At 66.5% G+C, this 21,279-nt stretch carries 24 protein-coding genes; 10 read left to right on the top strand and 14 right to left on the bottom strand.

Annotated elements, in window-relative coordinates:
- Window positions 1-40 precede the first annotated feature (40 nt).
- The 3 genes from EYB42_RS07440 to EYB42_RS07430 form a co-directional block, all read right to left on the bottom strand.
- Window positions 41-985, bottom strand: a complete 945-nt coding sequence (locus EYB42_RS07440) for a carbohydrate ABC transporter permease (RefSeq protein WP_135449244.1) — start codon at window positions 983-985, stop codon at window positions 41-43.
- A gap of 159 nt (window positions 986-1,144) precedes the next feature.
- Window positions 1,145-2,461, bottom strand: a complete 1,317-nt coding sequence (locus tag EYB42_RS07435) for an ABC transporter substrate-binding protein (RefSeq protein WP_135449243.1) — start codon at window positions 2,459-2,461, stop codon at window positions 1,145-1,147.
- 159 nt (window positions 2,462-2,620) lie between these two features.
- Window positions 2,621-3,688 (bottom strand): LacI family DNA-binding transcriptional regulator, encoded by a 1,068-nt coding sequence (locus EYB42_RS07430; RefSeq protein ID WP_135449242.1) that lies wholly within the window; start codon window positions 3,686-3,688, stop codon window positions 2,621-2,623.
- Window positions 3,689-3,837: 149 nt separating this feature from the next.
- Between EYB42_RS07430 and EYB42_RS07425 the strand changes: the two genes are divergently transcribed.
- From EYB42_RS07425 to EYB42_RS07410, 4 genes are all read left to right on the top strand, one after another.
- A complete protein-coding gene (locus tag EYB42_RS07425) occupies window positions 3,838-4,479 on the top strand; it encodes an SGNH/GDSL hydrolase family protein (protein WP_135449241.1) in 642 nt (213 codons plus the stop codon).
- A gap of 61 nt (window positions 4,480-4,540) precedes the next feature.
- Window positions 4,541-5,689 (top strand): aromatic ring-hydroxylating oxygenase subunit alpha, encoded by a 1,149-nt coding sequence (locus EYB42_RS07420; protein ID WP_135449240.1) that lies wholly within the window; start codon window positions 4,541-4,543, stop codon window positions 5,687-5,689.
- 93 nt (window positions 5,690-5,782) lie between these two features.
- Window positions 5,783-6,496: a sirohydrochlorin chelatase gene (locus EYB42_RS07415; RefSeq protein ID WP_135449239.1), complete on the top strand. Its 714-nt coding sequence runs from the start codon at window positions 5,783-5,785 to the stop codon at window positions 6,494-6,496.
- Window positions 6,497-6,601: 105 nt separating this feature from the next.
- Window positions 6,602-7,798 carry an MFS transporter gene (locus tag EYB42_RS07410; protein ID WP_135449238.1) on the top strand — a complete coding sequence of 399 codons (1,197 nt, stop codon included), beginning with the start codon at window positions 6,602-6,604 and terminating at the stop codon, window positions 7,796-7,798.
- A 96-nt stretch (window positions 7,799-7,894) separates the two neighbouring features.
- On the opposite strand, the gene EYB42_RS07405 is transcribed toward EYB42_RS07410, so the two are convergent.
- The 3 genes from EYB42_RS07405 to EYB42_RS07395 all read right to left on the bottom strand — a co-directional run bounded on the left by EYB42_RS07405 (window position 7,895) and on the right by EYB42_RS07395 (window position 10,725).
- On the bottom strand, window positions 7,895-8,389 hold the full coding sequence (locus tag EYB42_RS07405; protein ID WP_135449237.1) for a DUF1993 domain-containing protein: 495 nt from the start codon (window positions 8,387-8,389) through the stop codon (window positions 7,895-7,897).
- Window positions 8,390-8,530: 141 nt separating this feature from the next.
- Complete coding sequence (gene argF, locus EYB42_RS07400) at window positions 8,531-9,457, bottom strand: ornithine carbamoyltransferase (protein WP_135449236.1); 927 nt, start codon at window positions 9,455-9,457, stop codon at window positions 8,531-8,533.
- 77 nt (window positions 9,458-9,534) lie between these two features.
- Window positions 9,535-10,725, bottom strand: a complete 1,191-nt coding sequence (locus tag EYB42_RS07395; protein WP_135449235.1) for an aspartate aminotransferase family protein — start codon at window positions 10,723-10,725, stop codon at window positions 9,535-9,537.
- A gap of 386 nt (window positions 10,726-11,111) precedes the next feature.
- Here EYB42_RS07395 and EYB42_RS07390 point away from each other — a divergent pair, with 386 nt between their 5' ends.
- Together EYB42_RS07390 and EYB42_RS07385 are read left to right on the top strand one after the other, a co-directional pair.
- On the top strand, window positions 11,112-12,209 hold the full coding sequence (locus EYB42_RS07390; RefSeq protein WP_167850957.1) for a Hint domain-containing protein: 1,098 nt from the start codon (window positions 11,112-11,114) through the stop codon (window positions 12,207-12,209).
- 77 nt (window positions 12,210-12,286) lie between these two features.
- Window positions 12,287-12,883 (top strand): GcrA family cell cycle regulator, encoded by a 597-nt coding sequence (locus EYB42_RS07385; protein ID WP_135449233.1) that lies wholly within the window; start codon window positions 12,287-12,289, stop codon window positions 12,881-12,883.
- A 53-nt stretch (window positions 12,884-12,936) separates the two neighbouring features.
- On the opposite strand, the gene EYB42_RS07380 is transcribed toward EYB42_RS07385, so the two are convergent.
- Together EYB42_RS07380 and mce are read right to left on the bottom strand one after the other, a co-directional pair.
- Entirely contained in the window at window positions 12,937-13,206 is a 270-nt protein-coding gene (locus tag EYB42_RS07380; RefSeq protein WP_135449232.1) for a DUF1467 family protein, read from the bottom strand.
- Window positions 13,203-13,607 carry a methylmalonyl-CoA epimerase gene (mce, locus tag EYB42_RS07375; protein ID WP_135449231.1) on the bottom strand — a complete coding sequence of 135 codons (405 nt, stop codon included), beginning with the start codon at window positions 13,605-13,607 and terminating at the stop codon, window positions 13,203-13,205. Before mce ends, EYB42_RS07380 begins: the two co-directional genes overlap by 4 nt.
- Window positions 13,608-14,122: 515 nt before the next feature.
- On the opposite strand from mce, the gene EYB42_RS07370 reads away from it, so the two are divergent.
- Window positions 14,123-14,341, top strand: a complete 219-nt coding sequence (locus EYB42_RS07370) for a hypothetical protein (RefSeq protein ID WP_167850956.1) — start codon at window positions 14,123-14,125, stop codon at window positions 14,339-14,341.
- A gap of 139 nt (window positions 14,342-14,480) precedes the next feature.
- Here the strand turns inward: EYB42_RS07370 and EYB42_RS07365 are convergent, their stop codons facing one another.
- From EYB42_RS07365 to EYB42_RS07350, 4 genes are all read right to left on the bottom strand, one after another.
- Window positions 14,481-15,197: a GNAT family N-acetyltransferase gene (locus EYB42_RS07365; RefSeq protein WP_135449229.1), complete on the bottom strand. Its 717-nt coding sequence runs from the start codon at window positions 15,195-15,197 to the stop codon at window positions 14,481-14,483.
- A 29-nt stretch (window positions 15,198-15,226) separates the two neighbouring features.
- Window positions 15,227-15,610, bottom strand: coding sequence for a YigZ family protein (locus EYB42_RS07360; RefSeq protein WP_135449228.1), 384 nt, complete (start codon window positions 15,608-15,610; stop codon window positions 15,227-15,229).
- Between the two features lie 132 nt (window positions 15,611-15,742).
- Entirely contained in the window at window positions 15,743-15,994 is a 252-nt protein-coding gene (locus tag EYB42_RS07355) for a DUF6455 family protein (RefSeq protein WP_135449227.1), read from the bottom strand.
- 66 nt (window positions 15,995-16,060) lie between these two features.
- Window positions 16,061-16,768 (bottom strand): M48 family metallopeptidase, encoded by a 708-nt coding sequence (locus tag EYB42_RS07350; RefSeq protein ID WP_135449226.1) that lies wholly within the window; start codon window positions 16,766-16,768, stop codon window positions 16,061-16,063.
- A gap of 137 nt (window positions 16,769-16,905) precedes the next feature.
- Between EYB42_RS07350 and EYB42_RS07345 the strand changes: the two genes are divergently transcribed.
- Window positions 16,906-17,148, top strand: coding sequence for a hypothetical protein (locus EYB42_RS07345; protein WP_135449225.1), 243 nt, complete (start codon window positions 16,906-16,908; stop codon window positions 17,146-17,148).
- Here EYB42_RS07345 and EYB42_RS07340 read toward each other — a convergent pair.
- Complete coding sequence (locus EYB42_RS07340; RefSeq protein ID WP_135449224.1) at window positions 17,121-17,393, bottom strand: DUF167 domain-containing protein; 273 nt, start codon at window positions 17,391-17,393, stop codon at window positions 17,121-17,123. The two genes, EYB42_RS07345 and EYB42_RS07340, sit on opposite strands and share 28 nt — an antisense overlap.
- Entirely contained in the window at window positions 17,390-19,924 is a 2,535-nt protein-coding gene (gene hrpB / locus EYB42_RS07335) for an ATP-dependent helicase HrpB (protein ID WP_135449223.1), read from the bottom strand. Before hrpB ends, EYB42_RS07340 begins: the two co-directional genes overlap by 4 nt.
- Before the next feature lie 464 nt (window positions 19,925-20,388).
- Here hrpB and EYB42_RS07330 point away from each other — a divergent pair, with 464 nt between their 5' ends.
- On the top strand, window positions 20,389-20,652 hold the full coding sequence (locus EYB42_RS07330) for a YjhX family toxin (RefSeq protein ID WP_135449222.1): 264 nt from the start codon (window positions 20,389-20,391) through the stop codon (window positions 20,650-20,652).
- A gap of 1 nt (window position 20,653) precedes the next feature.
- Window positions 20,654-21,145 (top strand): GNAT family N-acetyltransferase, encoded by a 492-nt coding sequence (locus EYB42_RS07325; protein WP_135449221.1) that lies wholly within the window; start codon window positions 20,654-20,656, stop codon window positions 21,143-21,145.
- Window positions 21,146-21,279 lie beyond the last annotated feature (134 nt).

The raw sequence follows: 21,279 nt of genomic DNA, 5'->3' as shown, positions 1-21,279 counted from the left end.
TGGGGGTGGGGGGGCTGGGGCACTGGTGTGACCATGGGCGTCACCGCTCCTTCACCTTGTTCAGGGCCTTGACGTAGATCGAGGCCAGGCCGAAGACCGTGACGAACAGGATGATCGCATAGGCGCTGGAATAGCCGGTGCGCCATTTCTCGAAGGCCTCGCGTTTCAGGTCGATCGAGGCGAGCAGTGTCTCGTTCCCCGGCCCGCCGCCGGTCAGCAGCACCACCATGTCGAACATCTTGAAGTTCTCGATGCCACGGAAAAGCACCGCCAGCATCAGGAACGGCAGCACCATCGGCACGGTGATCGTCCAGAACTGCCGCCATTTCGAGGCACGGTCCACTTCGGCCGCTTCATATATGTAATCGGGAATCGACCGCAGGCCGGCAAGGCAGATCAGCATCACGAAGGGCGTCCACATCCAGGTGTCGACGATGATGATCGACCATTTCGCCAGCCCGCCAGGGCCAAGCATGGAAAAGCTGGAGGCCGGAATGCCGGTAACCAGCTCTACCGCATAGTTCACCAGCCCGATCTGCGGCTGGTAGAGGAAGGTCCAGAAGTTGCCGACCACAGCGGGCGACAGCATCATCGGCAGCACGATCAGCGTAGTCAGAAGGTCGTTGCCCCTGAATTTCCGGTTGATCAGCCAGGCCAGGGTGAAGCCGATCACCACCTGCAAGAAGATGGTCCAGACCAGGAAATGCGCCGTGGTCTGCATGTTGGCCCAGATGCCGTCGTCGGTCAGGATCCGGGTGTAGTTGCGCAGGCCGACCCATTCCACCTCGCGGTTCGGGCGGTTGGCGGCGTAGTTCGTGAAGGAAAGCCGCACCGTCCAGATCAGCGGGAAGATGTTGATTGCCAGGAGCAGGAAGATCGTGGGCGCTACGAAGAGCCAGGCGATGGTGCGGTCGGACAAGCCCCGGACACGGCGGGCTATGGGGGCGGGCGTGGCCCGGGCAGCGGCTTCGATGGGGTTGGTCATCGGGTGATCCGGTGCAGAAAATGTTGGCGCAACGGGGCGGCTGCGCGCTTCCCCTTCCCCTGCATGGGGGAGGGAGAGGGAGGGGGTGCCCCCCGCCCCCATCCCCTCCCCACGAGGGGGAGGGGAGCAGCCGGGCGGGAGGCGTCGCGCAGTGGCGGACTAGAGCTTGCCTTCGTCCTGGAAGACTTCGGTCCAGTCGGCGATCAGGCCGTCCAGGGCCTCTTTCGCAGTGCCCTGGTCGGCGACGATGTAATTGTGCAGCCTGGCCTGCATGGCCAGCAGGAGCTGGGCATAGGCCGGTTCCTGCCAGAAGTCCTGCACGCCGTTCATCGCCTCGAGGAAGTCGCCCGCGAAGGGTGCGGTGTTGACGAAGTTCGGATCCTCCAGCACCGCCTTGTGGCAGGAATAGCCACCCGCCGCCCACCATTTCTTCTGCACTTCCGGGTCGGCGAACCATTTGATGTAGGCCAGCGCACCATCCATGTTGTCGGTGTTGGCCACCACGCTGATGCCCTGGCCGCCCAGGGTGGAGGCGGCCACATTCTGCGGCGGGTTCACGAAGAAGTCGATCTTGTCGCCGCCCACGTTCGGATCGGCATAGAGGCCGGGGAAGAAGGCGAACCAGTTCATCGCCATCGCGACCTGGCCCGACTTGAAGGCATCCAGCGACTGTTCCATGTAGGCGTTGTCATAACCCGGAGGTGTCGCGGTCTTGTAAAGCTCCTTGTAGAATTCAAGGGCTTCCACCGCCTCGGGGCTGTTCACCGCACCTTCCATGTCATAGCTGCCTGGGGTGTTTTCATACTTGAAGCCCCAGGCATAGAGCGCGCCAGTCGCGCCCATGGTGATGCCTTCCGAGCCGCGCTCGGTGAAGATCGAGGCGCCATAGACCGTCTTGCCGTCGATCTCGCGGCCCTGGAAGAACTGGGCGATCTGGAGAAGCTCCTTCTGGCTTTGCGGTTCGCGCAGGTCCTGGCCGGTGGCCTCCTTGTAGGCGGCCTTGATGTCGTCGCGGTTGAACCAGTCCTTGCGATAGAACCAGCCGTTCGCATCACCCATGGCAGGCAGCGCGTAGTAGTTCGGCGTACCCTTCGGCCAGGTCGAATAGGCATAGACGGTCGCCGGGGCGAAGTCGTCCATGCTGATGCCTTCCTTGTCGAAGAAGTCGTTCAGCTTGACATACCAGCCGTTCTCGGCCGCGCCCCCGATCCACTGGCTGTCGCCGATCAAGAGGTCGCAGAGCTGGCCGCCGGAGTTCAGCTCGTTCAGGATGCGGTCGGCGAAGTTCGGCCAGGGCACGAATTCGAACTTCATCTTGATGCCGGACTGGGCCTCGAAGTCCTTCGACAGCTCGACCAGCGCGTTTGCCGGATCCCAGGCGGCCCAGCAAAGCGTCAGTTCGTTGGCCTGCGCATTGGCCTGTGCCGCCCATGCCAAGGCAAGGGCCGCCGAGGCGGCAAGAGTGGTCCGTTTCATGCAATCCTCCCGATCAAGGTTGTGGCGTGCCCGTGCGGATGCCGGGCCTTCTTTGGATTGACGTGACGATAGGCACGGGGCAGGCCTTCTGTAAAGCATTTTTGAGGAACGTACCTCATTTTGTCGCGCAGGATTCGGCCGGAACGATCCGAGGGCGTGTCAGGCAGCGGCGGCCGGGTTCTGGCGGACCGAATCGGGGGCCGGCGGCAGGTTCTCGCGCAGGACGATCTCGATGCGGATCTGTTCCTGCCCCTCGTCCAGCGGCAGATTGTCGGCCTTGGCGCGCAGCACGCGCAGGGTCGAGCGCGCAAGGTGGCCTAGGTTCTGCGTGATGACGGCTGTGACCGTTCCGGCCTCCAGCGCCCCCCGCATGTGTGGTGTCAGTTCGTGGCAGATGACGGTCAACCGGCCGGAGAGCCCCATTTCTTCAACAATCTGGGTCAGAGAACGATGACCGTTTCCCATGGCGTAGATGCCGCGCACATCCGGCGCATGGAGCAGCGTTTCTGCCACGACCTGCCGCAGAAGCCGTTCCGATCCGTGGGTTTCCAGCGAAGGCAGCACCTCGATGGCCGGAAAATCGCGCAGCATCACCTCGTCAAAGCCGCGGCGGCGTTCGATCATGTCGCGGGCCAGCAGCGACTGGCCGATCACCATGACCTGGGCCGGCCCTCCACCCAGGAACCGGCCCATCAGCACACCGGCCGTCCGGCCTGCGGCGCGGTTGTCGATGCCGACAAAGTGATCACGGCCTGTATTCGGCAGGTCCGAGACCAGTGCCACGACCGGCAGTCCCCTGACGCGCAAGCCACGCACCGCATCGCGCAGGACCGGGGTTTCCGGCGCCATCAGCGCGACCCCGGCGTAGCCGCGCCCTGGCAGGCCCGCCAGTAGCGCCGCCAGCGCGTGCGGATCTTCGGCCGGAAAACGCAGCAACTTCAGTTCGATCCTGGCGGTCGCCGCCTGCGAGCCGGCCTCGATCAGCGCATCGGCAAGGCTTTGAACAAATTGGCTTTCCGTATCTGGCAGCAGCACCGCCATGCGGTAACTGCGGCTTCGCGCCAGATTGGCTGCGGTGAGATCCCGAACATAGCCCAGCCGGGCGATGGCTTCGTTCACTGCCCTGATCGTCTTTTCCCGCACGCCGGGGCGCGCGTTGAGAACCCGGTCCACGGTGGCAAGGCTGACGCCCGCTTCGCGCGCGATGTCATTCACGGTAGGTCGCACGGACTGCTCCCGAAACCCTTTCCCCGACTATCGGGCGCGGCCTGAGGTACGTCAATCACGATTTCCGTGCAGAGCATCCGCGCCGGCTGCGGATTCCGCTGCAATTCCCCGTCACATGGGATACACCCAGCCCGAAACCGGAGGATCCCATGCGCACCCTGCTTTGTTACGGCGATAGCAATACCCACGGCACGCTGCCCGCGCCCTATCTGGGCTTCACCGCCCGCTACAGCCGGGAAGAACGCTGGACGGGGCGGCTGGCGCGGCTTCTGCCCGACTGGGAAGTGATTGCCGAAGGTCAGCCAGGCCGGACGACGGTGCACGATGACCCGGTGGAAGGCGCGCACCGTAACGGCCTTACGGTGTTGCCCGCGATCCTGGAAAGCCACCGGCCGGTGGATGTGGTTCTGCTGATGCTGGGAACCAATGACCTGAAGGAACGCTTTTCGGTCAATGCGGGCGACATCGCGCTGTCGCTGGAGCGGCTGGTGCGCGTGATCCGGGCCTCGGGCTGCGGGCCCGAAGGGTCCGCGCCGGGGGTGCTTCTGGTCGCGCCGCCGCCGATCGAGGAGGCCGGGTGCCTTGCCGGCATGTTCGCCGGAGGTGCAGCCAAGTCGCGGGCGCTGGCCCGAGAGATCGAGGCCGCGGCACAGCGGCTGGATGTGCCCTTCCTTGATGCCGGTCAGGTGGTGCGCGTCTCGCCCGTGGACGGCATCCATTACGAGGCCGGCGCGAATGCCCCCCTGGCCGAAGCCTTTGCCGAGGCGATCCGGCGGAATTTTCCCGCCTGATGTCGACTTCCCGCTTTCCGGCCTGCCGCGCCCGTTGCAGGATGACTGAAAAGGTGTTCCCATGACCCGCCACGACCCCGCCTTGTCCGCCCCCGCCCTCTCTGCCCTGTCCGAGTTGCGCGCGAATGTCTCCGTGCCGTTCGAGCGCGCTCATGCCATGCCGAAATCGGTCTATACCTCGTCCGAATTCGCCGAGGCCGAACAGCGCCACATCTTCGCGAAGGAATGGCTGTGTGCGGGCCGGGCAGATGCTCTGGCCAACCCCGGTGATTATCTGACGATGGATATCTCGGGCGAGCCGATCATCATCCTGCGTGACCGGGACGGCACGCTGCGCGCCATGTCGAATGTCTGCCGCCACCGGATGAGCACGCTTCTGGAAGGGCGGGGCAACGTGCGCAGCATCGTCTGCCCCTACCATGCCTGGACCTACAATCTTGACGGATCCTTGCGCGGGGCGCCTGCGATGGCGCTGAACGAAGGCTTCTGCAAGGAAGACGTCAGGTTGCCGACGGTGCGCGTCGAGGACTGGCTTGGCTGGATCATGGTCACGCTGAACCCGGACGCGCCAAGCCCGCACGAGGCGCTCAAGGATGTCGAAAGCCTTGTCGGTTATCTTGACATGGCCAGTTACCGCGAAACCTTCCGCGAGGAATTCCGCTGGGCGACGAACTGGAAGGTGCTGGCCGAGAACTTCATGGAAAGCTACCACCTTCCCGTCTGCCATCAGGGCACAATCGGTGGCACGGTGGATCTTCTGAAGATGACCTGCCCGGAAGGCTATCCCAGCTTCAACTATCACTACATCGTCAAGAACGACACGCTGCCTTTGTCGCTGGCGCACCCGTCGAACACCACGCTGCAGGGCGACCAGCGCCGCATCACCTGGCTGTTGTCGATCTATCCGGCGCTGCTGATCACGCTGACGCCGGGCTATTTCTGGTATCTCAGCCTGACGCCCGATGGCCCCGGTTCGGTCAACGTGCTTTTCGGTGGCGGGATGAGTGCCGACTGGTGCGCCGACCCCGAGGCCGAAAAGCATCTGGCCGCGCTCAAGGCGCTGCTCGATGAGGTCAACATCGAGGACAAGGGCTGCGTCGAACGGGTCTATCGCGGATTGTGCGCCAACATGTCGGCTCCGGGTGCGCTGAGCCATCTGGAACGGCCGAATTTCGAATTTGCGCGATACATCGCCTCGCGGATGCCCTGAGCGGCAGGGAATCAGACAATTCCGGCCAATGCCTGCGCGGAAATCTGTTGCGCCCGGTCTTGACGGCAGGGCGCGGCGGTTCACCCTTGGCCCATGCAGAACGCCCTGATCGTCGCCCATGGCCAGCCCTCCGACCCCGGCCCTGCCGCCCGTACGCTGGAGGGGCTGGCCCGGCGTGTGGCGGGGCTGCTTCCGGGCTGGCAGATCAGCTCGGCGACGCTTGCCGAACCGGGCGCCCTGTCGCGGGCGGTCGAAGGCTCCGCCGCAGGGCTGGTCTTCCCGCTGTTCATGGCCGGGGGGTGGTTCACCCGGGTCAACATTCCGGGAAAGCTGGCCGAGGCTGGCGCGAAGGTCGGTCCGGGGGGCTGGACGGTGCTGGAGCCCTTCGGTTGCGATCCGGCGGTCCACGATCTTTGCGTCCGGCTGGTGCAGGAGGCCGGCGGGGAAGAGGTGATCCTTGCCGCACACGGGTCGTTCAAGTCCTCGGCGCCATCCGACATCGCCTGTCACGTGGCTGACCGCATCGCACAGGAAACCGGCGCTCGGGTCCGCGCCGGTTTCATCGACCAGGCGCCGCAGCTGTCCACGCTTGCCGGCTTCGGCGACATCTGCCTGCCCTTCTTTGCCGCCGAAGGCGGGCATGTTGCCGATGACATTCCCGCCGCGCTTGATGCCGCCGGGTTCCGAGGCCGTATCCTTCCACCCGTGGGGGTCGATCCGCGCGTTCCGGGCATCATTGCTGCGGCGCTGATGCGCTGCACCCCGGTCTGCGCCCGATCCTGCCGATGGGCGCGTCCGGCGGGCTGATCGCCTGCCTTCCGTTGCAACCCTGTAACCCGATGTGACCCGGCACCCCTTACGCCCGGATGTGCGCAGGCATATGACAGGCGCTAACATCCGAAGGGGCAGGTCATGCGGACAGACAGGCAGGCGGCGCGGGCGCGCTGGGCGGTGGCGGCGATGTTCCTGGCGAACGGCTTCGTCATGGGCGCCTGGGCACCACAGATTCCACTGCTGATGCCGCGCCATAATGTGACTGAATCGGTTCTGGGCCTGCTGATTCTGGTCCTTGGCCTGGGGGCTGTCACAGCGATGCTGTTCGCCGGCAGGCTTATTGCGCGTTTCGGGGGGCGGCTGGTGCTATCGGTCTTTTCGCTCGCACTGATCCCGGTTCTGCCGATGGTGGTCTTTTCGCCAAATCTTTGGCTGCTGGCCGCCTTCATGGCGATCTTCGGCGCGATGGTCGGCTGCATGGATGTGGCGATGAACGCCCAGGCGGTCGAGATAGAACGCCGCCTGAACCGCGCGATCATGTCGTCCAGCCACGGATTCTGGAGCCTTGGCGGTTTCTTCGGCGGCTCGGCCGGGGCCTGGGTCATCGCGCATCGCGGGTCCGATGAGCAGTCGTTGCTGACGGCCGCCGTGGTTGCGGTGATCGTATTCGGTGCGATGCCCTTCCTGCTGCCCTCTGATCGGGCTGCGCGGATTCCTGCGAACGCGCCGAAAGGTCCGCGGCTGTTTCCGAAGGATGTCCATGTCTGGCTGTTGGGCTTCCTTGCGCTGTTCGCCATGGTGCCGGAGGGCGCGGTGCTGGATTGGGCGGCAATCTATCTGCAGAAGGAGCTGGGTTCCGATGTCTTCGTCTCGGGACTGGGCTTCGCCTTCTTCGCAGGCGCGATGGCGGTGATGCGCTTTGCCGGCGACGGCGTACGCAACCGTTTCGGCGCGGTGCGGACCCTGCGGGTTTCCGGCCTGCTGGGCGCGGCCGGGATGATGGGCGGGGCCCTGGCGCCCTGGGACTGGCTGGCGATCGCCAGCTTCGCGGTGACAGGTTTGGGCATCGCCAACATGGTGCCGATCCTGTTTTCGGCCGCCGGCAATCATCCGCGACTGCCCTCGGCCAGTGCGATTTCCATCGTCACCATGGTCGGCTATTGCGGCATCCTGGTCGCGCCCTCGACGATCGGCTTCCTGGCCGAACATGCAGGCTTCAGACCGACCTATGCGGGCCTGTCGGTTCTGTTGGTGATCGTGGCCCTTCTGGCCGCGCGGGCGGCCGATGCCGACGGTGCGCGCCGCCTACCGCCCGCCGAAGCCAGGCCCGCCTGAAATTCAGCGCGGCGGCACGGGGCACAATGCGCTCCATCGAGGTGCCGCTGTGGTCCGATCCGCGCGGCCAGATCCGAATCGCGCGGGCGCTGCCGATCAGGGCCCACCCATGTAGTCGCGTTTGCCCAGTTCCACTCCGTTATGGCGCAGGATGTCGTAGGCGGTGGCGACGTGGAAAAAGAATTGCGGCAGGGCGTAGAAGGACAGGAAATCCTCGCCCTTCAGCACCATGTCATGGCCCCCGGCCTTGAAGTGAATCTCCCGCTCGGCGGCATGGGCGAAGTCCTCGGGCTGGAAGCCGCCCATGTAGCCCCGCGCAGCGGCGATGCGGTCCTTCAGTTCGGGGAAGGTGGTCTCGGTGTCGGGGAAGCACTTCGGCTCGGCTCCGGCAAGGCGGGCGGTGCCGCGGGCAGCGAAGTCGCACGCCAGCTGCACCTGTTTCACAAGCGGGAACATGTCGGGAAACAGGCGGGCCGACAGGATGACTTCGGGCTTGATCTTCCGCGCCTCGCAATGCGCCTCGGCCTTGGCGAGGATGGCGGACAGGGCGGCAAGGAAGCGGTCGAAGACAGCGACGGAACGGCGATGCATGGCGGGTCTCCTTTCGGATTCAGGGTCGGGCGGCGCGGGCAGACTGTCAAGCCACGGGCCGGGGCAGGGCACCGGAATTCGGAAGGAATCCCGGCCCCTTTGCCGCAACGCAGACCGGAACGCGCCATGGCGCGCCCAAAGTCATACGCCAAGGCACCAGCGCATGATGGCCTTCTGGGCGTGCAGGCGGTTCTCGGCCTCGTCGAAGATCACCGAATGCGGGCCGTCCATCACCGCGCTGGTTGCCTCGTCGTTGCGGTGCGCGGGCAGGCAGTGCATGAACAGTGCGTCGGGCTTGGCGCGCGACATCAGCTGTTCGTTGACCTGATATGGTCGCAACTGGTTGTGGCGGCGCTCCTTGGCGGATTCGGGATCGTGCATGCTGACCCAGGTATCCGTCACCACCAGATCGGCACCCTCGACCGCGGTGAAGGGGTCGCGCTGGATGGTGACCCTGGATCCCTTGTCACGGGCGAACTGGATGAACTTCTCTTCCGGGTCCAGTGTTTCCGGCCCGGTGAAGGTGAAGTCGAAGCCGAACTGTCCCGCGGCATGAAGGAAACTGGCGCACACGTTGTTGCCGTCGCCGCACCAGACGACCTTCTTTCCGGCGATGGGCCCGCGGTGTTCCTCGTAGGTCATCACGTCGGCCATGATCTGACAGGGATGGGTGCGGTTCGTAAGCCCGTTGATCACCGGAACGGTGGCATGTTCGGCCATCTCGAGGAGCGTCGCCTCCTCGAAGGTGCGGATCATGATGAGATCGACATAGCGGCTGAGAACCCGGGCCGTATCGGCGATGGTCTCGCCATGGCCAAGCTGCATTTCCTTGCCCGACAGCACCATGGTCTCGCCGCCCATCTGCCGCACACCCACGTCGAAAGAGACGCGGGTGCGGGTCGAAGGTTTCTCGAAGATCAGCGCAACCATGTGGCCTTTCAGCGGCTGATGGTCGTCGGGCGCCCCTTTCGGGCGTCCGTTCCTGGCGGCCTTCATCGCCCGCGCGTTGTCGATCATTGCCCGCAGATCGGCGGGGGAGGTCTTGTGGATGTCGAGGAAGTGGTTCATGTCATTTCGCTTGTTGGACCCGGGTGCCGGAGGGTTCACACCCCCGGACCCCCGTGAGTATTTGGGAAAAGAGTAAGTCAGGCGGCTTTCTCGAAATAGCCGGCCGCCTGGTCGAGGCGGATGAGCGCCTCGGCGATGTCTTCATCGGGGATGTTCAGCGCTGGCAGGATGCGCAGGACATTATCGGCCGCAGCTACCGTCAGGACGCCTGCATCGTAGCCCGCCTTCACCACGTCCGCAGGCGCAACCCTGCACTTGAGGCCAAGCATCAGGCCCTCGCCGCGGACGGCCTCGAACACGGACGGATGGCACGCGACCAGGCTTTCGAGACCCTGCCGGAACATGGCGCCCTTGCGGGCGACCTCGGAAAGGAAGGCAGGGTCGGAGACCAGCTCAACGACCTTTGCTCCCACCGCACAGGCCAGCGGATTGCCGCCGTAGGTAGAGCCGTGCGTGCCTGCGGTCATTCCGCTGGCCGCGCGTTCGGTGGCCAGCACCGCGCCCAGCGGGAAGCCGCCACCGATGCCTTTGGCGACGAGCATGATGTCCGGGGTCATGCCGGCCCATTCATGTGCGAAAAGGCGCCCGGTGCGACCCATGCCGCACTGTACCTCGTCGAAGACAAGAAGCGTGCCGGTCGCGTCGCACAGGTCGCGCAGGCCCTTGAGGCACTGATCGGGCACGACACGGATGCCGCCCTCGCCCTGGATCGGTTCGATGATGACGGCGCAGGTCCGTTCGGTGATGGCGGCGCGGATGGCAGCGTGGTCGGCCTCGCCCGCAGGCCATTTGAGGTGGACGAAGCCGGGCATCAGCGGACCGTAGCCCTTGACCATCTTTTCCGATCCGGCCGCCGCGATCGCGCCGGTCGACCGGCCGTGGAAGGCACCTTCGAAGGCCACGATCTCCACCCGTTCCGGGTGGCCGTTCTCGTAATGGAACTTGCGTGCCATCTTGATGGCAAGCTCGGTCGTCTCGGTGCCGGAATTGGTGAAGAAGACGGTATCGGCGAAGGTGCGCTCCACCAGAAGATCGGCCAGCCGTTCCTGTTCCGGGATGCGGTAGACGTTCGAGACGTGCCAGAGCCTGGCGGCCTGGTCCGTCAGCGTCCTGACAAGGTCGGGATGGGCGTGGCCCAGGGCGTTCACCGCAATCCCGGCGCCGAGATCGAGATATCGGCGCCCGTCCTCGGCCTCGAGCCAGCTTCCCGCACCCCGGACAAAGGCCAGGGGAGCGCGGTTGTAGGTCGGCAGAACGGACGGGATCATGGCAGGGTCCTTTGCAATGCAAGGCCAATGGGTGCCCGAGGGCGGTGGCCTAGTCAACGTCTCTGGAGGTTTGACCGGAGGGCGCACATGCAGAAAGGCCATCCGGCGACGGCAGGATGGGTTCAGACGCAGCGGCGTCGGTGCGTGGCGAGAAGCGGGCGTGTTCCTGCGGTCATGGTTGCCCGATTAGCGCGCAGGCGCATCCGGGTAAACCGGAATCTGCCCGGTGCGTTCGCCCTGCTGCCGGATTCGCAGCAGAGATCGGGTGCCACCCGTGCCGGAAGGTTTGGCATCGCGCTTGTGAACCGCTTGTGCGATCTTCTATGGAACCTTCAAGAAGGCCGCGGTGCGTGCCGAATGCCCGGGAAGACAAGGACAGAGCAGCAGTGCCGGTCTACCAGTTCGGATTCCTTGCCTTCGACCAGTTCAGTTTTGCCGACGACACAGGTCAGTCCGGGGTTGAACGGGTCGGGGCTGGCGCGGCCCGGGGCTTCTGCGTCCCGGGCGCGCGGTTCTGGCTTAACCCCGGAGGCCCGGCAACAACGACCGTCTGGGTGCGGCATGGTGAGCCCGCCATGACCCATGCCGCGGCCGACGATGGCCGGGTGCAGCCGGTGGTCGCTGCCGCAAGCCCGTTCGGCACGTCGGGCGCCCGCGTCGGTCTGGACTGCCGGATCATCGCGCGGTCGAACCGGGTGCCGGATCAGGACCATGTCTTCCACATGGTCAGCATCGACGATGTGAAGGTCGGCGTGATCGGCGAGATCCCGCCCGACCCGGACCTGCACTACACGATCGTCGCGGCCATCGACCCGCTGCCCGGCGATGCCCTGCGGCTTCTTGGATTGAACGGCCCGATCGCGCCAGATGATGCGCCCGTCGGCCCGGCTGGCTGGGCAAGCCTGTTCGGTCTCGCCCAGGGCACGCTGATCGACACGCCGGACGGCCCGCGCAAGATCGAGGAGCTGCGGGTGGGCGATCTGGTCACGACGCTGGACAACGGCTCGCAGCCGCTGCGCTGGATCGGAAGCCGTGCCATCCCGAGGGAGGTCTTCCTGCACCGGCCCGAACTTCGGCCCGTGCTTTTCGAGGCCGCGGCCTGCGGCAACATCCGGCCGCTTCTGGTCTTGCCGGGCCACCGGATGCTGTTGCACGACTGGCGGGCCGAAGTCTTCTTCGGCGAGGAACAGGTCCTGATTGCAGCGAAGGCGCTGGTGAACGGCAATACGATCCGCCAGGTGGTGCCGCAGGCGCAGGCGCAGGTGACCTTCTGCCACCTGCTGTTCGACCGGCATGAGGTGATCCTGGCCGAGGGTGCGCTGTTCGAAAGCTTCCATCCGGGCAAGGCCGGCCTTTTGGCGCTGGATGCTGCCCAGCGGCAGGAGATCGCGGCGCTCTTTCCGCACATGCCCCTGGAACGCCGAAGGGCGGCCTTCCCGATCGTTGGGCCGGCAGAAGCACGTATGCTTGCCCTTCCCGGATGAGCCTTGCGTGGCTGCCCTTGCAGCCACCGGCCTGGCGCGGATAGAATGGCCCGTCAACATGACAGGTGGAGAACGGGATGTCCTGGACCGACGAGCGCGTCGAAACGCTCAAGCGCATGTGGAGCGAGGGCCAGTCGGCCAGCCAGATCGCCAAGGAGCTGGGCGGGGTCACCCGTAACGCGGTGATCGGCAAGGTCCATCGGCTGGGTCTGTCAAACCGTGTCGGCGGCAAGGATGACGAGGACGAGGCACCCGCGCCGGCTGCTGCCCCGCCCCGCGCCGAACCTGCCGCCCGCCCCGAACCCGCACCCGCCGCACCGCGGAGCGAGGCGCAGCGTCCTGCCGCACCGGCCGGTGCGGCGCCGGCGACGAACGTGACGCCCCTTCCGGTGCGCAAGGCGATCATCCCGGCTGGTCAGCCGCTGCCGCCGCAGCCCAGCCTGAACGAGATCAGCCCCGAGGCCCTGGCTTCGGTGCGCGAGGTGGAAAAGCGCGCCCGCAAGCTGACCCTGATGGAGCTGACCGAACGCACCTGCAAATGGCCGATCGGCGACCCGGCGACGGACGACTTCTGGTTCTGCGGCCTGCCGTCTCTGCCCGGCAAACCCTATTGCGAGGCCCATGTCGGCGTGGCTTTCCAGCCGATGAGCGCCCGTCGCGACCGCCGCCGCTGAGGCGGGACAAACGGTCCGACAAGACAAGGTGGGGGGCAGGGCCCCCTTCTTTGTCAGCGCCCCATCCGGCCGAACCAGTCAAGGTCGGCCACCGTGATCCAGCCCGACAGGATGATGCCGCAGATCACCGCCCAGATGGGTGTGGCGATCAGGGTGGTCAGCCAGGCCTTGCGACCGACGATTTCCTGGGCCGGAGCGCCTGGGGGGGTGCCGGGCTCGACCTTTCTGCTTTCTGCCTGGCTTACCGTACGGATCGGCAGCACGACAAAGAAGGTCATGAACCAGGTGACTGCATACATCACGATGGCGGCGGTGATGTTCATGCCTGTTCAAGCTCCACGAGACAGCCGTTGAAATCCTTTGGGTGCAGGAACAGAACCGGCTTGCCATGCGCACCGATCTTCGGTTCGCCCGTTCCCAGGACACGCGCACCGGTCGCCTTCAGGTGGTCGCGTGCGGCAAGGATGTCGTCAACCTCATAACAGATGTGGTGGATGCCGCCGGCCGGGTTCTTTTCCAGGAATCCGGCAATGGGGGAGTTTTCGCCCAAGGGGTGCAGAAGTTCGATCTTCGTGTTCGGCAGCTCGATGAAGACCACCGTCACGCCGTGGTCGGGCTCGGGTTGGGGCTCTCCGACCTTGGCGCCAAGGGCATGGCGATACTGCTCTGCCGCAGCCGTCAGGTCGGGCACGGCGATGGCGACATGGTTCAGGCGTCCGATCATGGGGCTTCATCCCTCGCAAGCTCTCTGACCCGGCTTATGCGGGGGCGGGGCGCCCCATGCAAGCGTCAGTCGGTCGCAGCGGCGTTTGCCGCGCGCTTGCCGGAGCGGGCGCAGTTCGCCCCATGCTGAAGGAGAGCGATCCTGCCCTTTCCCTGATGGCTGCCCGGCGACTGCCGATGTTGCGGAGGGCACTGCATAGCCCTGGCGCGGGCTTACCCGGTTTGCGGCGGAAGACAGCCGTCTGGTGTGCGAGGTGCCAAGGCTGAGCTGCCAGCGCTTTGGCGCGCGGCTGCGCCGGGCAGAAACCCTTGCCCCCGCGCCTTTTTTTCCGGCCTGCCATCGGCGGAACCTGGTGATCGTGGATCGCTGGCCTGCCGGACGGCCGCGGTCAGGCGCTGATTGCGGCAGTGGCCGCCCGGGGCCTGCCGGTTCTGGCAATCGGCAACGATCCTGCGGGGGCGATGCGGCGCCGGGTGCCAGTGCACCGGCCCGGTTCGATAAACTGATCCCGTCGATTGCCGGCATTGTGCAACCGGATCGGGCAACATCTGGCCGGGGTCGGGCCCGAACCCCAAGGCGCGGAACCGGCCATCGTATGCAGTGATCCGATCGCGCATTGCGACGATCTGGCCCGGGCGGCAGCCCTGATCAGAGCCGGCGTGGCCGATCCTGCCCATGAAACGGGTTTTGCCCGCAGTCTTGCCCGGACGGCTGGCGACGAGGTGATGGAGTAGCCTGCGCCGATTGCAGCAACCAGGGTCGGGCGCCGGGCACATGCGGCGATGCTGCGACGCTGGGGGAACGGTTTCGTGCCCTGCACCGGGTGGTCTGATTGCGCAGCCGGCGGTGGCCATGTGCAGGCATTTGCAGCCCTCATCTCTCCAGCGCGGGGTCGCTTGCGGCACGCACCAGCCGCGTCAGATCGGAAAGCCGTTCGCGCTGCCGTCCCATGGCATCGAAATTCGTGGGGTCCAGCCAGACACGGAAGGCCTCTTGCAGGGCGGGCCATTCGCTGTCGATCACGCTGAACCAGGCCGTGTCGCGGTTCCGGCCCTTGACGATCAGGTGGTTGCGGAACACACCCTCGAAGCTGAAGCCCAGCCGCTGTGCCGCCCGGCGCGAGGCAAGATTCAGCGCGTTGCATTTCCATTCGTAGCGCCGATAGCCTGCGTGGAATGCCCAGTCCATCATCAGGAACATGGCTTCTGTCGCCGCTGCACCACGCTGCATCCGGGGCGCGATGCAGATGTGCCCCGCCTCGATCGAACCGGCCTCTGGCGTGATCCGCAGATAGCTGGCGATGCCGCCCGGCAGCCCGCTTGCCTGATCGACAAGAACAAGGAACTGCGGATCATCGCCCGCTTCGCGCTGCCTGGCCCAGCGATGATAAGCCGTGCCCGAGGTGAAAGGCCCGTAGGGCATGTAATCCCACAGGTCATCGTGGCCCTCGAAAGCATCATGCAGCGCCAGGGCATGGGCATCGGCCACAAGCGGTTCCAGTCGCACCAGCCGGCCTTCCAGCCTTTCGCGGTCTGGCCGGGGCGGTGGGGTCCAGTCCGGCACCGGTCTGCCAAGTTTCCGATCGTTCACTTCTGCCCCCCTGCCGATGTCATGCGAGGCTATGTCCGGGCACCCTTTGCCTGCAAGCTGTCGCGCAGCGCGGCAAGGGCCGCACGCGTGCAGGTGACCACATGCGCAAAGCGGTCACCCCCAAGGTTCACTCCGCCATACCAGCGTGTGACGACAACGATGTGATCAGTCAGCCCCTCGCGTTCGAGCATCTTCAGAATCACCGCTCCGGCACCCGCCTCGCCATCGTCGCCCTTCAGGGGGCCACCATTCGAAAGCACGGCAGCCCAGCTGTGATGGGTGGCCTTGGCAAAGCGGCGGCGCTGGCGCAATTCGGCGAGAAAGCTCTCGATGCCGGCGCGGGTGGTCACCGGGCCGGCCGAGGCAGCATAGCGCGAGCCACGGTCGCGCAGCACATCTTCCAGAACGATCATGGCGCCAGCATCGCACGGACCGGGCGCCCTTGGCAGCGAAAAAAAGACGGCGCCCGACCGGGAGGATGGTCAGGCGCCGCAGGAAAGCGCGGGGCCAAGGGGAAGAGGCCAGATCTCCGCGCGCGGGAAGGCTCAGGCGCTCAGGGCCTCGATCTCGGCCTTGTTCGGGCAGAAATCCGGCATCGACCTGGCGTTTCCTGACTTCATCAGCCAGGTCTCGCAAAGTTCGCCACGGGTGCAGGCGGCGCAGCGCGCGACCAGCCTTTCAAGCTCGGATCGCTGCAACCAGCCCTCGACCACAGCCCGCGGCAGGTTCACCCCGCTGATACGCGCCATGCCGCGTGTCAGCCACCATGCCTTCGGGGAATCCGCATATCCGATCATCGCCAGGCCCTCCTGACCCATCACAATCAGAATGCAGAAGCCTCCGATCAACTGCCTTGACGCAGATCAATAGCCGCGCAGGCGCCGTACCGTCGCGGCAACGACAGCCTTGCGCTGTGCGTTCGGCGGGTGACTGCCCAGGAAGCGGTCGCCCGGGTCGGGAAGGCGATCGAAGAAGCCCGCGCCGAGCATCGGGTCGAAGCCGGCAAGCAATGCGATCTCGGCGCCCAGGGCATCGGCCTCCAATTCGAACTCTCGGCTGTAGCTGCGGGCGGCGACTTCTGCCCCCAGGTTCTGTGCGGCGCGCACCTCATCTGGCGGCAGGCCACTGGCCTGGGCCAGCACGCCGGCCACCAGGGCCCCGGTCAGGGCCTGATCCTGCCGCCGGGGGATGTGGCCCGCGATATGATGCGCGGCCTCGTGCCCAAGGACGAAGGCCAGCTCGTCGGCATTGCGGGCATCGGCGATCAGTGCCAGCGTGAAACCCACCACCGGCCGCCCCTGGCGGTCAAGCGTCTGGAAGGCATTCGGCGGCTGGCGCGGTCGGTCGTCCACCACGATCCGGAAGTCGCAATTCGGAACGAAGCCCCGCGTGCGACAGACCTGTTCCGCCACCGGCTCTACCGCGGCGACGACGCGCAGGAAGGTTTCGGCAGCTGCGTGTGGCGGCTGCGCCGGGGAGGCCGCCACCGTCTGCACCGGTGGTGGCGTGGGCGCAGTCGCGACGCACCCGCCAAGCGACAGGATCAGGGCGGCAAGAAGGGGCAGGCGCATCGAAGGTCCTCGCTGGGTGGTTCCGCGAAGGGTAGCAAAACGCAGGGCAGGGGAAAGCCTGCCCTGGGGCCGGATCACGCATGTGTCAGGCCGCAAATCCCGTTGCCGGGGGCGATGGCTGCGGATAGGCTGAGCGTATGTTCACCATCGAGCACGAATTCGACTCGACCGTCATCACCCTTGTCGATGAGGGTGAGGATCTGCCCCTGACCGAGGACGTCACCATTACCGCCTTCGAGGATTGCGTGACGATCGATCAGCTCGATCCCCGCACCGACGAGGTGATGCGCATCACCCTGTCGATGGGGCAGGTGCGTGACCTCGCCGCCGCGCTGAACCTGCCGGAAGGCAGCTACCGGCTGGAGCGTTCGCCCGGCTGATCCAGCCGGAACAGCTTGTCGCGCGACTTCGCTCCCCGGATCAGTGTGAGCCGCGTCTTGGCGACGCCAAGCGCGTCAGCAAGTGCGGCACGGGCTGCCTCGGTTGCCCGGCCATCCTCGGGCGGGGCGGTGACGCTGATGCGGATGACGCCTTCGGCCAGTTCCAGCGCCGCACGACGGGCACCCGGCGTGACACGGACGGCAAAGGTCGCCCCCGGTTGGGCGAGGTGCGAAAGATCGGTCATGTCCCCCTCGGCTTGGCGCGCAGCGTGGGTTCCGCCTGTGTCGGATCCTCGGGCCAGGGGTGGCGCGGGTAGGCGCCGCGCATGTCCTTTCTGACATCGGCATAGGATGTTGCCCAGAAGCGTGGCAGGTCGGTCGTCACTTGCACCGGGCGCTGCGCCGGGGACAGAAGCGTGATGCGAAGCGGCATCCGGTCCTGCCCGACCGCGGGGTGAACCGTCACCCCGAACATTTCCTGCAACCGGACCTCGATCGACGGCACCTCCCCTTCATAGTCGATCGGGATCTTCCGCCCCAGAGGTGTCTCGAAATGACCGGGAACCAGCCGGTCCATCTCGGCCAGCCGGTCCCAGCCAAGATGGGCCTGAAGCGCGGGCAGAAGGTCGAACCCCCGGAGATCGGCCTCGGTCCTGATGCCGGTCAGATGCGGAAGAAGCCAATCCTCGGCGCTGGCCAGTAGGTCGGCATCCTCCACCCCTGGCCAGTCGGCACCGCGGGCAAGCCTGGCGCGTGCCCGAAGCCGCCGTGCGGCCGGTGTCCAGGGCAGACCCAGAAGCCGCACCCCATCGAGCGCCGCCCTTGCCACGGCTTCGGGGGGCGCATCCCAGGGCCGGTCGTCCAGCACCAGCGCACCCAGTCGTTCCTGACGCCGCGCCAGAACCCGACCTTCGCGGCGCGACCATTCGCAGACCTCGACCCATCGGATGCGGTCGCCATGAAGTCTGCGGACCTCGGCCTCGGAAATTGCCACGGCCTGGCGGATCGTTGTCTCGCGCGCGTCGCCGCCAAGATCGGTTGCCACGATCAGCCGCGCGCCCGACAGGGGCAAGCCGGGCGCCATCGCCGCCCCCTTGCCGCCCGACAGCACCCAGCGCGGAGCCTCGCCCTTGCGGCGCAGGCCTATGCGGTCGGGGTAGGCCAGCGCAGCCATCTCGGCCAGGCTGTAGCCTGCGGCATCGCCACCCCTCTCCGTCCCTCCCCCACGCGGGGGGAGAGAGGCACCCGGATCCGCTGTCCCGCCCCGTTCCATTGCGCGCCTCCCCTCCCCCTCGTGAGGAAGGGATGGGCGAGGGGGCGCGCCCTCTATCGAGCGCGCCGCTGCCGCCAGGCGCCTTGCCTCGGCCCGGATGCGCTCGATCACGCCCCGGTCGGCTTCGGGCCCCGGTCGCGCCACCGCCTGCATGCGCAAGGTCAGATCGGGCGGCGCCCCGCGCAAGGGGTCGCGTTCGGCCAGCAGGGCGGCCAGCGTAGCCGCCTCCGGCCCTGCCACTGCCAGCATGTGCGCCAACCGCGGATGCAGGGGCAGGCCGGCCAGCGTCCGACCGTGCGCGGTAATGTGCCCCCGTTCGTCCAGCGCCCCCAGCCCCATCAGCAGGCTGCGCGCCTCGGCCAGAGGCCCCGCGGGCGGCGGGGTGAGGAAGGGCAGGTCGGCCCCGCCCCAGAGCGCCAGTTCCAACGCCAGCCCGGCAAGGTCGGCCACCTCGATCTCGGCCGGGGGGAAGGGGGCCAGCCCGCCCTCTTCGCCCTTCGTCCACAGTCGGTAGCATACCCCCGGCCAGACCCGCCCGGCACGGCCCCGGCGCTGTTCTGCCTCGGCCCTGGTCACCCGCTCGGTCACCAGACGCGACATGCCGGAATTCGGGTCGAACCGCGCCCGGCGCGCGCGCCCCGAGTCCACCACCACCCGGATGTCGGGCAGTGTGAGCGAGGTTTCGGCGATCGAGGTGGCCAACACCACCTTGCGCCCCTCGACCGGCGCCAGGGCAGCCCGCTGCGCGGTGAAGTCCATGGCCCCGAAAAGGGGGCGCACTGCCACGCCGGGAAGGCCCGCAAGCATCGCTTCGACCCGCCGGATCTCTGCCTCGCCGGGAAGGAAGACCAGCATCCCGCCTTCCGTTTCAGCCAGCGCCGCCTTCACGGCGTCCGCGACGACCGCCTCCAGCCGCATCGAGGGGTCGGGCGGTCGGGGCAGCCAGCGCGTATCCACCGGAAAGGCGCGCCCCTCGGATGTCACCACCGGGGCCCCGCCCATCAGGGCTGCCACCGGCGCGGCGTCCAGCGTCGCCGACATGACCAGAAGCTTCAGATCCTCGCGCAATGCGCCCCGCACTTCGAGGCACAGCGCCAGGCCGAGATCGGCATTCAGGCTGCGTTCGTGAAACTCGTCGAAGATGACGAGGCCCGTGCCTGCAAGTTCCGGATCCGATTGGATCATCCGGGTCAGGATGCCTTCGGTCACCACCTCGATCCGGGTGGCGGACGAAATCTTCGCTTCGCCCCGGATACGGTAGCCAACCGTCTGGCCGACCCGTTCGCCAAGGGTTTCCGCCATCCGCTCGGCCGCTGCCCGGGCGGCCAGGCGACGGGGTTCCAGCATGATCATCCGGCCCGTGACCAGCCCCCGCGCCAGAAGATCAAGCGGCACGACCGTGGTCTTTCCCGCGCCGGGCGGGGCCTGGAGGACGGCCATGCCCCGGGTGGCAAGGGCGTTGGCCAGGTCTGGCAGGATCGATGTCACGGGCAGGTCCGACATGCCCCGCTTATGGCGCGCGGGTGGCGTCTCCGGAAGGGCATTTGTGCGGGAGAGGGGATGGGGTTGGAATCCTGTCCTGTGACCTCGTCGGGAAGGCGTGGCACGACTTCCCAGCAGCCGGGTGCTCCCGGGCCCGTGACGCGCCAACCTCGCGCAACGCTGCGGCAGTCGGCAGGCCGCCGGGGGGCGGGTGGTTTGCCGGGGCTGGGGCGGTCCGGCGATTGGCCGGGCTGGCGGCAGGCGCAGCAGACCCCTGCACGGGCGCCGTCGTGCGGGGTTGAGATGAGATGCTGAATGGTCTATCCCGAGACACGGGGTGCGAAGAACATTCTTCACCCGGACAATGGAGACTGGATGTCAGAGCTTGTGTGACACGGCTCTCTGAGTTTCAGAGAGCCGCGTGAGGCCAAGGCCGCCGGGTGCCTTTGCGCCTGACCTGGTTTGCATTGTCACACGAGACTTCCATGAACATCTCAAGAAACGAACAACGTGCGCTGCACGTTCTGGCGCTGGGCGGCCGTATCCTGCACGAGCGGGAGAATGGCCCCAAGATCACCTCTGTCATGTGCATCACGCGCGAAGGCATGATCCTGTCCGACCTGGACATGACTGTCTTCAACAAGCTTCGACGTAAGCGGCTGATCGAATCGCGGTCCGGCGGGCCCTATCTCATCTCGAAACGCGGTCGCCTTTCCGTAAGGGCGCAGCTCGACAATCAGGGAGCATGACATGTTGATCCGCAATGAAATCGACAGTGATGCCCCGGCGATCCGTGCGGTCGTGACCGAGGCCATGAAGCTATTGCCACAATCCACCGGAACAGAGGCTGCGATCGTGGACAGGCTCAGGGCAGACAATGCCCTGAGCCTGTCGCTCGTAGCCGAGGACCGGGGCCAGGTCGTGGGTTATCTGGCCGCCTCGGATGCGCGGATCGGTGCGGTGTCGGGCTGTGGCCTGATCGGTCCTGTTACCGTCCTGCCCATGCGGCGCGGCCAGGGGATCGGAAGCGCCCTCATGGCCGAAGCGATCCTCCTGTTGCGGAGACGCTGCAGGGGGGCGGCCCTTGTCGGCGATCCCGACTACAATGCCCGGCTCGCGTTCAGGGCTTTTCCAGGCTTGCGGCTGGGCGTTGTCCCGCCACGGTTCGTGCAGGCCCTGCCGTTCGATGACAGTTACCCCCAAGGCGATCTGATCCATCATCCCGCGTTCGGCCTGCAGTGATCGGAGTGACCGAGGCCCCCTTGTCACGGCCGCCAGGACCGGCGGGACAACCGTCTCGCCTGCTGCTGGTCGTCAAGGGCCATGACCTGAGGTTCGGCGTTGTCACTCAAGCCCTGCACTGAAGGGGAGGGGGC

The sequence above is a fragment of the Tabrizicola caldifontis genome, assembly GCF_004762095.1.
GTDB lineage: Bacteria > Pseudomonadota > Alphaproteobacteria > Rhodobacterales > Rhodobacteraceae > Tabrizicola > Tabrizicola caldifontis.
The sequence above is the reverse complement of the archived record's forward strand: the minus strand, read 5'-3'. Positions and strand labels throughout refer to the sequence as shown.

Bases quoted from the DNA above. Each gene is read 5' to 3' on its own strand.
- argF (WP_135449236.1), bottom strand. From the start codon at position 9,457: ATGAACCACTTCCTCGACATCCACAAGACCTCCCCCGCCGATCTGCGG.
- EYB42_RS07420 (WP_135449240.1), top strand. From the start codon at position 4,541: ATGACCCGCCACGACCCCGCCTTGTCCGCCCCCGCCCTCTCTGCCCTG.
- hrpB (WP_135449223.1), bottom strand. From the start codon at position 19,924: ATGTCGGACCTGCCCGTGACATCGATCCTGCCAGACCTGGCCAACGCC.
- mce (WP_135449231.1), bottom strand. From the start codon at position 13,607: ATGATCGGACGCCTGAACCATGTCGCCATCGCCGTGCCCGACCTGACG.
- EYB42_RS07345 (WP_135449225.1), top strand. From the start codon at position 16,906: ATGTTCACCATCGAGCACGAATTCGACTCGACCGTCATCACCCTTGTC.
- EYB42_RS07340 (WP_135449224.1), bottom strand. From the start codon at position 17,393: ATGACCGATCTTTCGCACCTCGCCCAACCGGGGGCGACCTTTGCCGTC.
- EYB42_RS07360 (WP_135449228.1), bottom strand. From the start codon at position 15,610: ATGATCGTTCTGGAAGATGTGCTGCGCGACCGTGGCTCGCGCTATGCT.
- EYB42_RS07350 (WP_135449226.1), bottom strand. From the start codon at position 16,768: ATGCGCCTGCCCCTTCTTGCCGCCCTGATCCTGTCGCTTGGCGGGTGC.
- EYB42_RS07380 (WP_135449232.1), bottom strand. From the start codon at position 13,206: ATGAACATCACCGCCGCCATCGTGATGTATGCAGTCACCTGGTTCATG.
- EYB42_RS07355 (WP_135449227.1), bottom strand. From the start codon at position 15,994: ATGATCGGATATGCGGATTCCCCGAAGGCATGGTGGCTGACACGCGGC.
- EYB42_RS07440 (WP_135449244.1), bottom strand. From the start codon at position 985: ATGACCAACCCCATCGAAGCCGCTGCCCGGGCCACGCCCGCCCCCATA.
- EYB42_RS07405 (WP_135449237.1), bottom strand. From the start codon at position 8,389: ATGCATCGCCGTTCCGTCGCTGTCTTCGACCGCTTCCTTGCCGCCCTG.
- EYB42_RS07410 (WP_135449238.1), top strand. From the start codon at position 6,602: ATGCGGACAGACAGGCAGGCGGCGCGGGCGCGCTGGGCGGTGGCGGCG.
- EYB42_RS07425 (WP_135449241.1), top strand. From the start codon at position 3,838: ATGCGCACCCTGCTTTGTTACGGCGATAGCAATACCCACGGCACGCTG.
- EYB42_RS07325 (WP_135449221.1), top strand. From the start codon at position 20,654: ATGTTGATCCGCAATGAAATCGACAGTGATGCCCCGGCGATCCGTGCG.
- EYB42_RS07385 (WP_135449233.1), top strand. From the start codon at position 12,287: ATGTCCTGGACCGACGAGCGCGTCGAAACGCTCAAGCGCATGTGGAGC.
- EYB42_RS07435 (WP_135449243.1), bottom strand. From the start codon at position 2,461: ATGAAACGGACCACTCTTGCCGCCTCGGCGGCCCTTGCCTTGGCATGG.
- EYB42_RS07415 (WP_135449239.1), top strand. From the start codon at position 5,783: ATGCAGAACGCCCTGATCGTCGCCCATGGCCAGCCCTCCGACCCCGGC.
- EYB42_RS07395 (WP_135449235.1), bottom strand. From the start codon at position 10,725: ATGATCCCGTCCGTTCTGCCGACCTACAACCGCGCTCCCCTGGCCTTT.
- EYB42_RS07330 (WP_135449222.1), top strand. From the start codon at position 20,389: ATGAACATCTCAAGAAACGAACAACGTGCGCTGCACGTTCTGGCGCTG.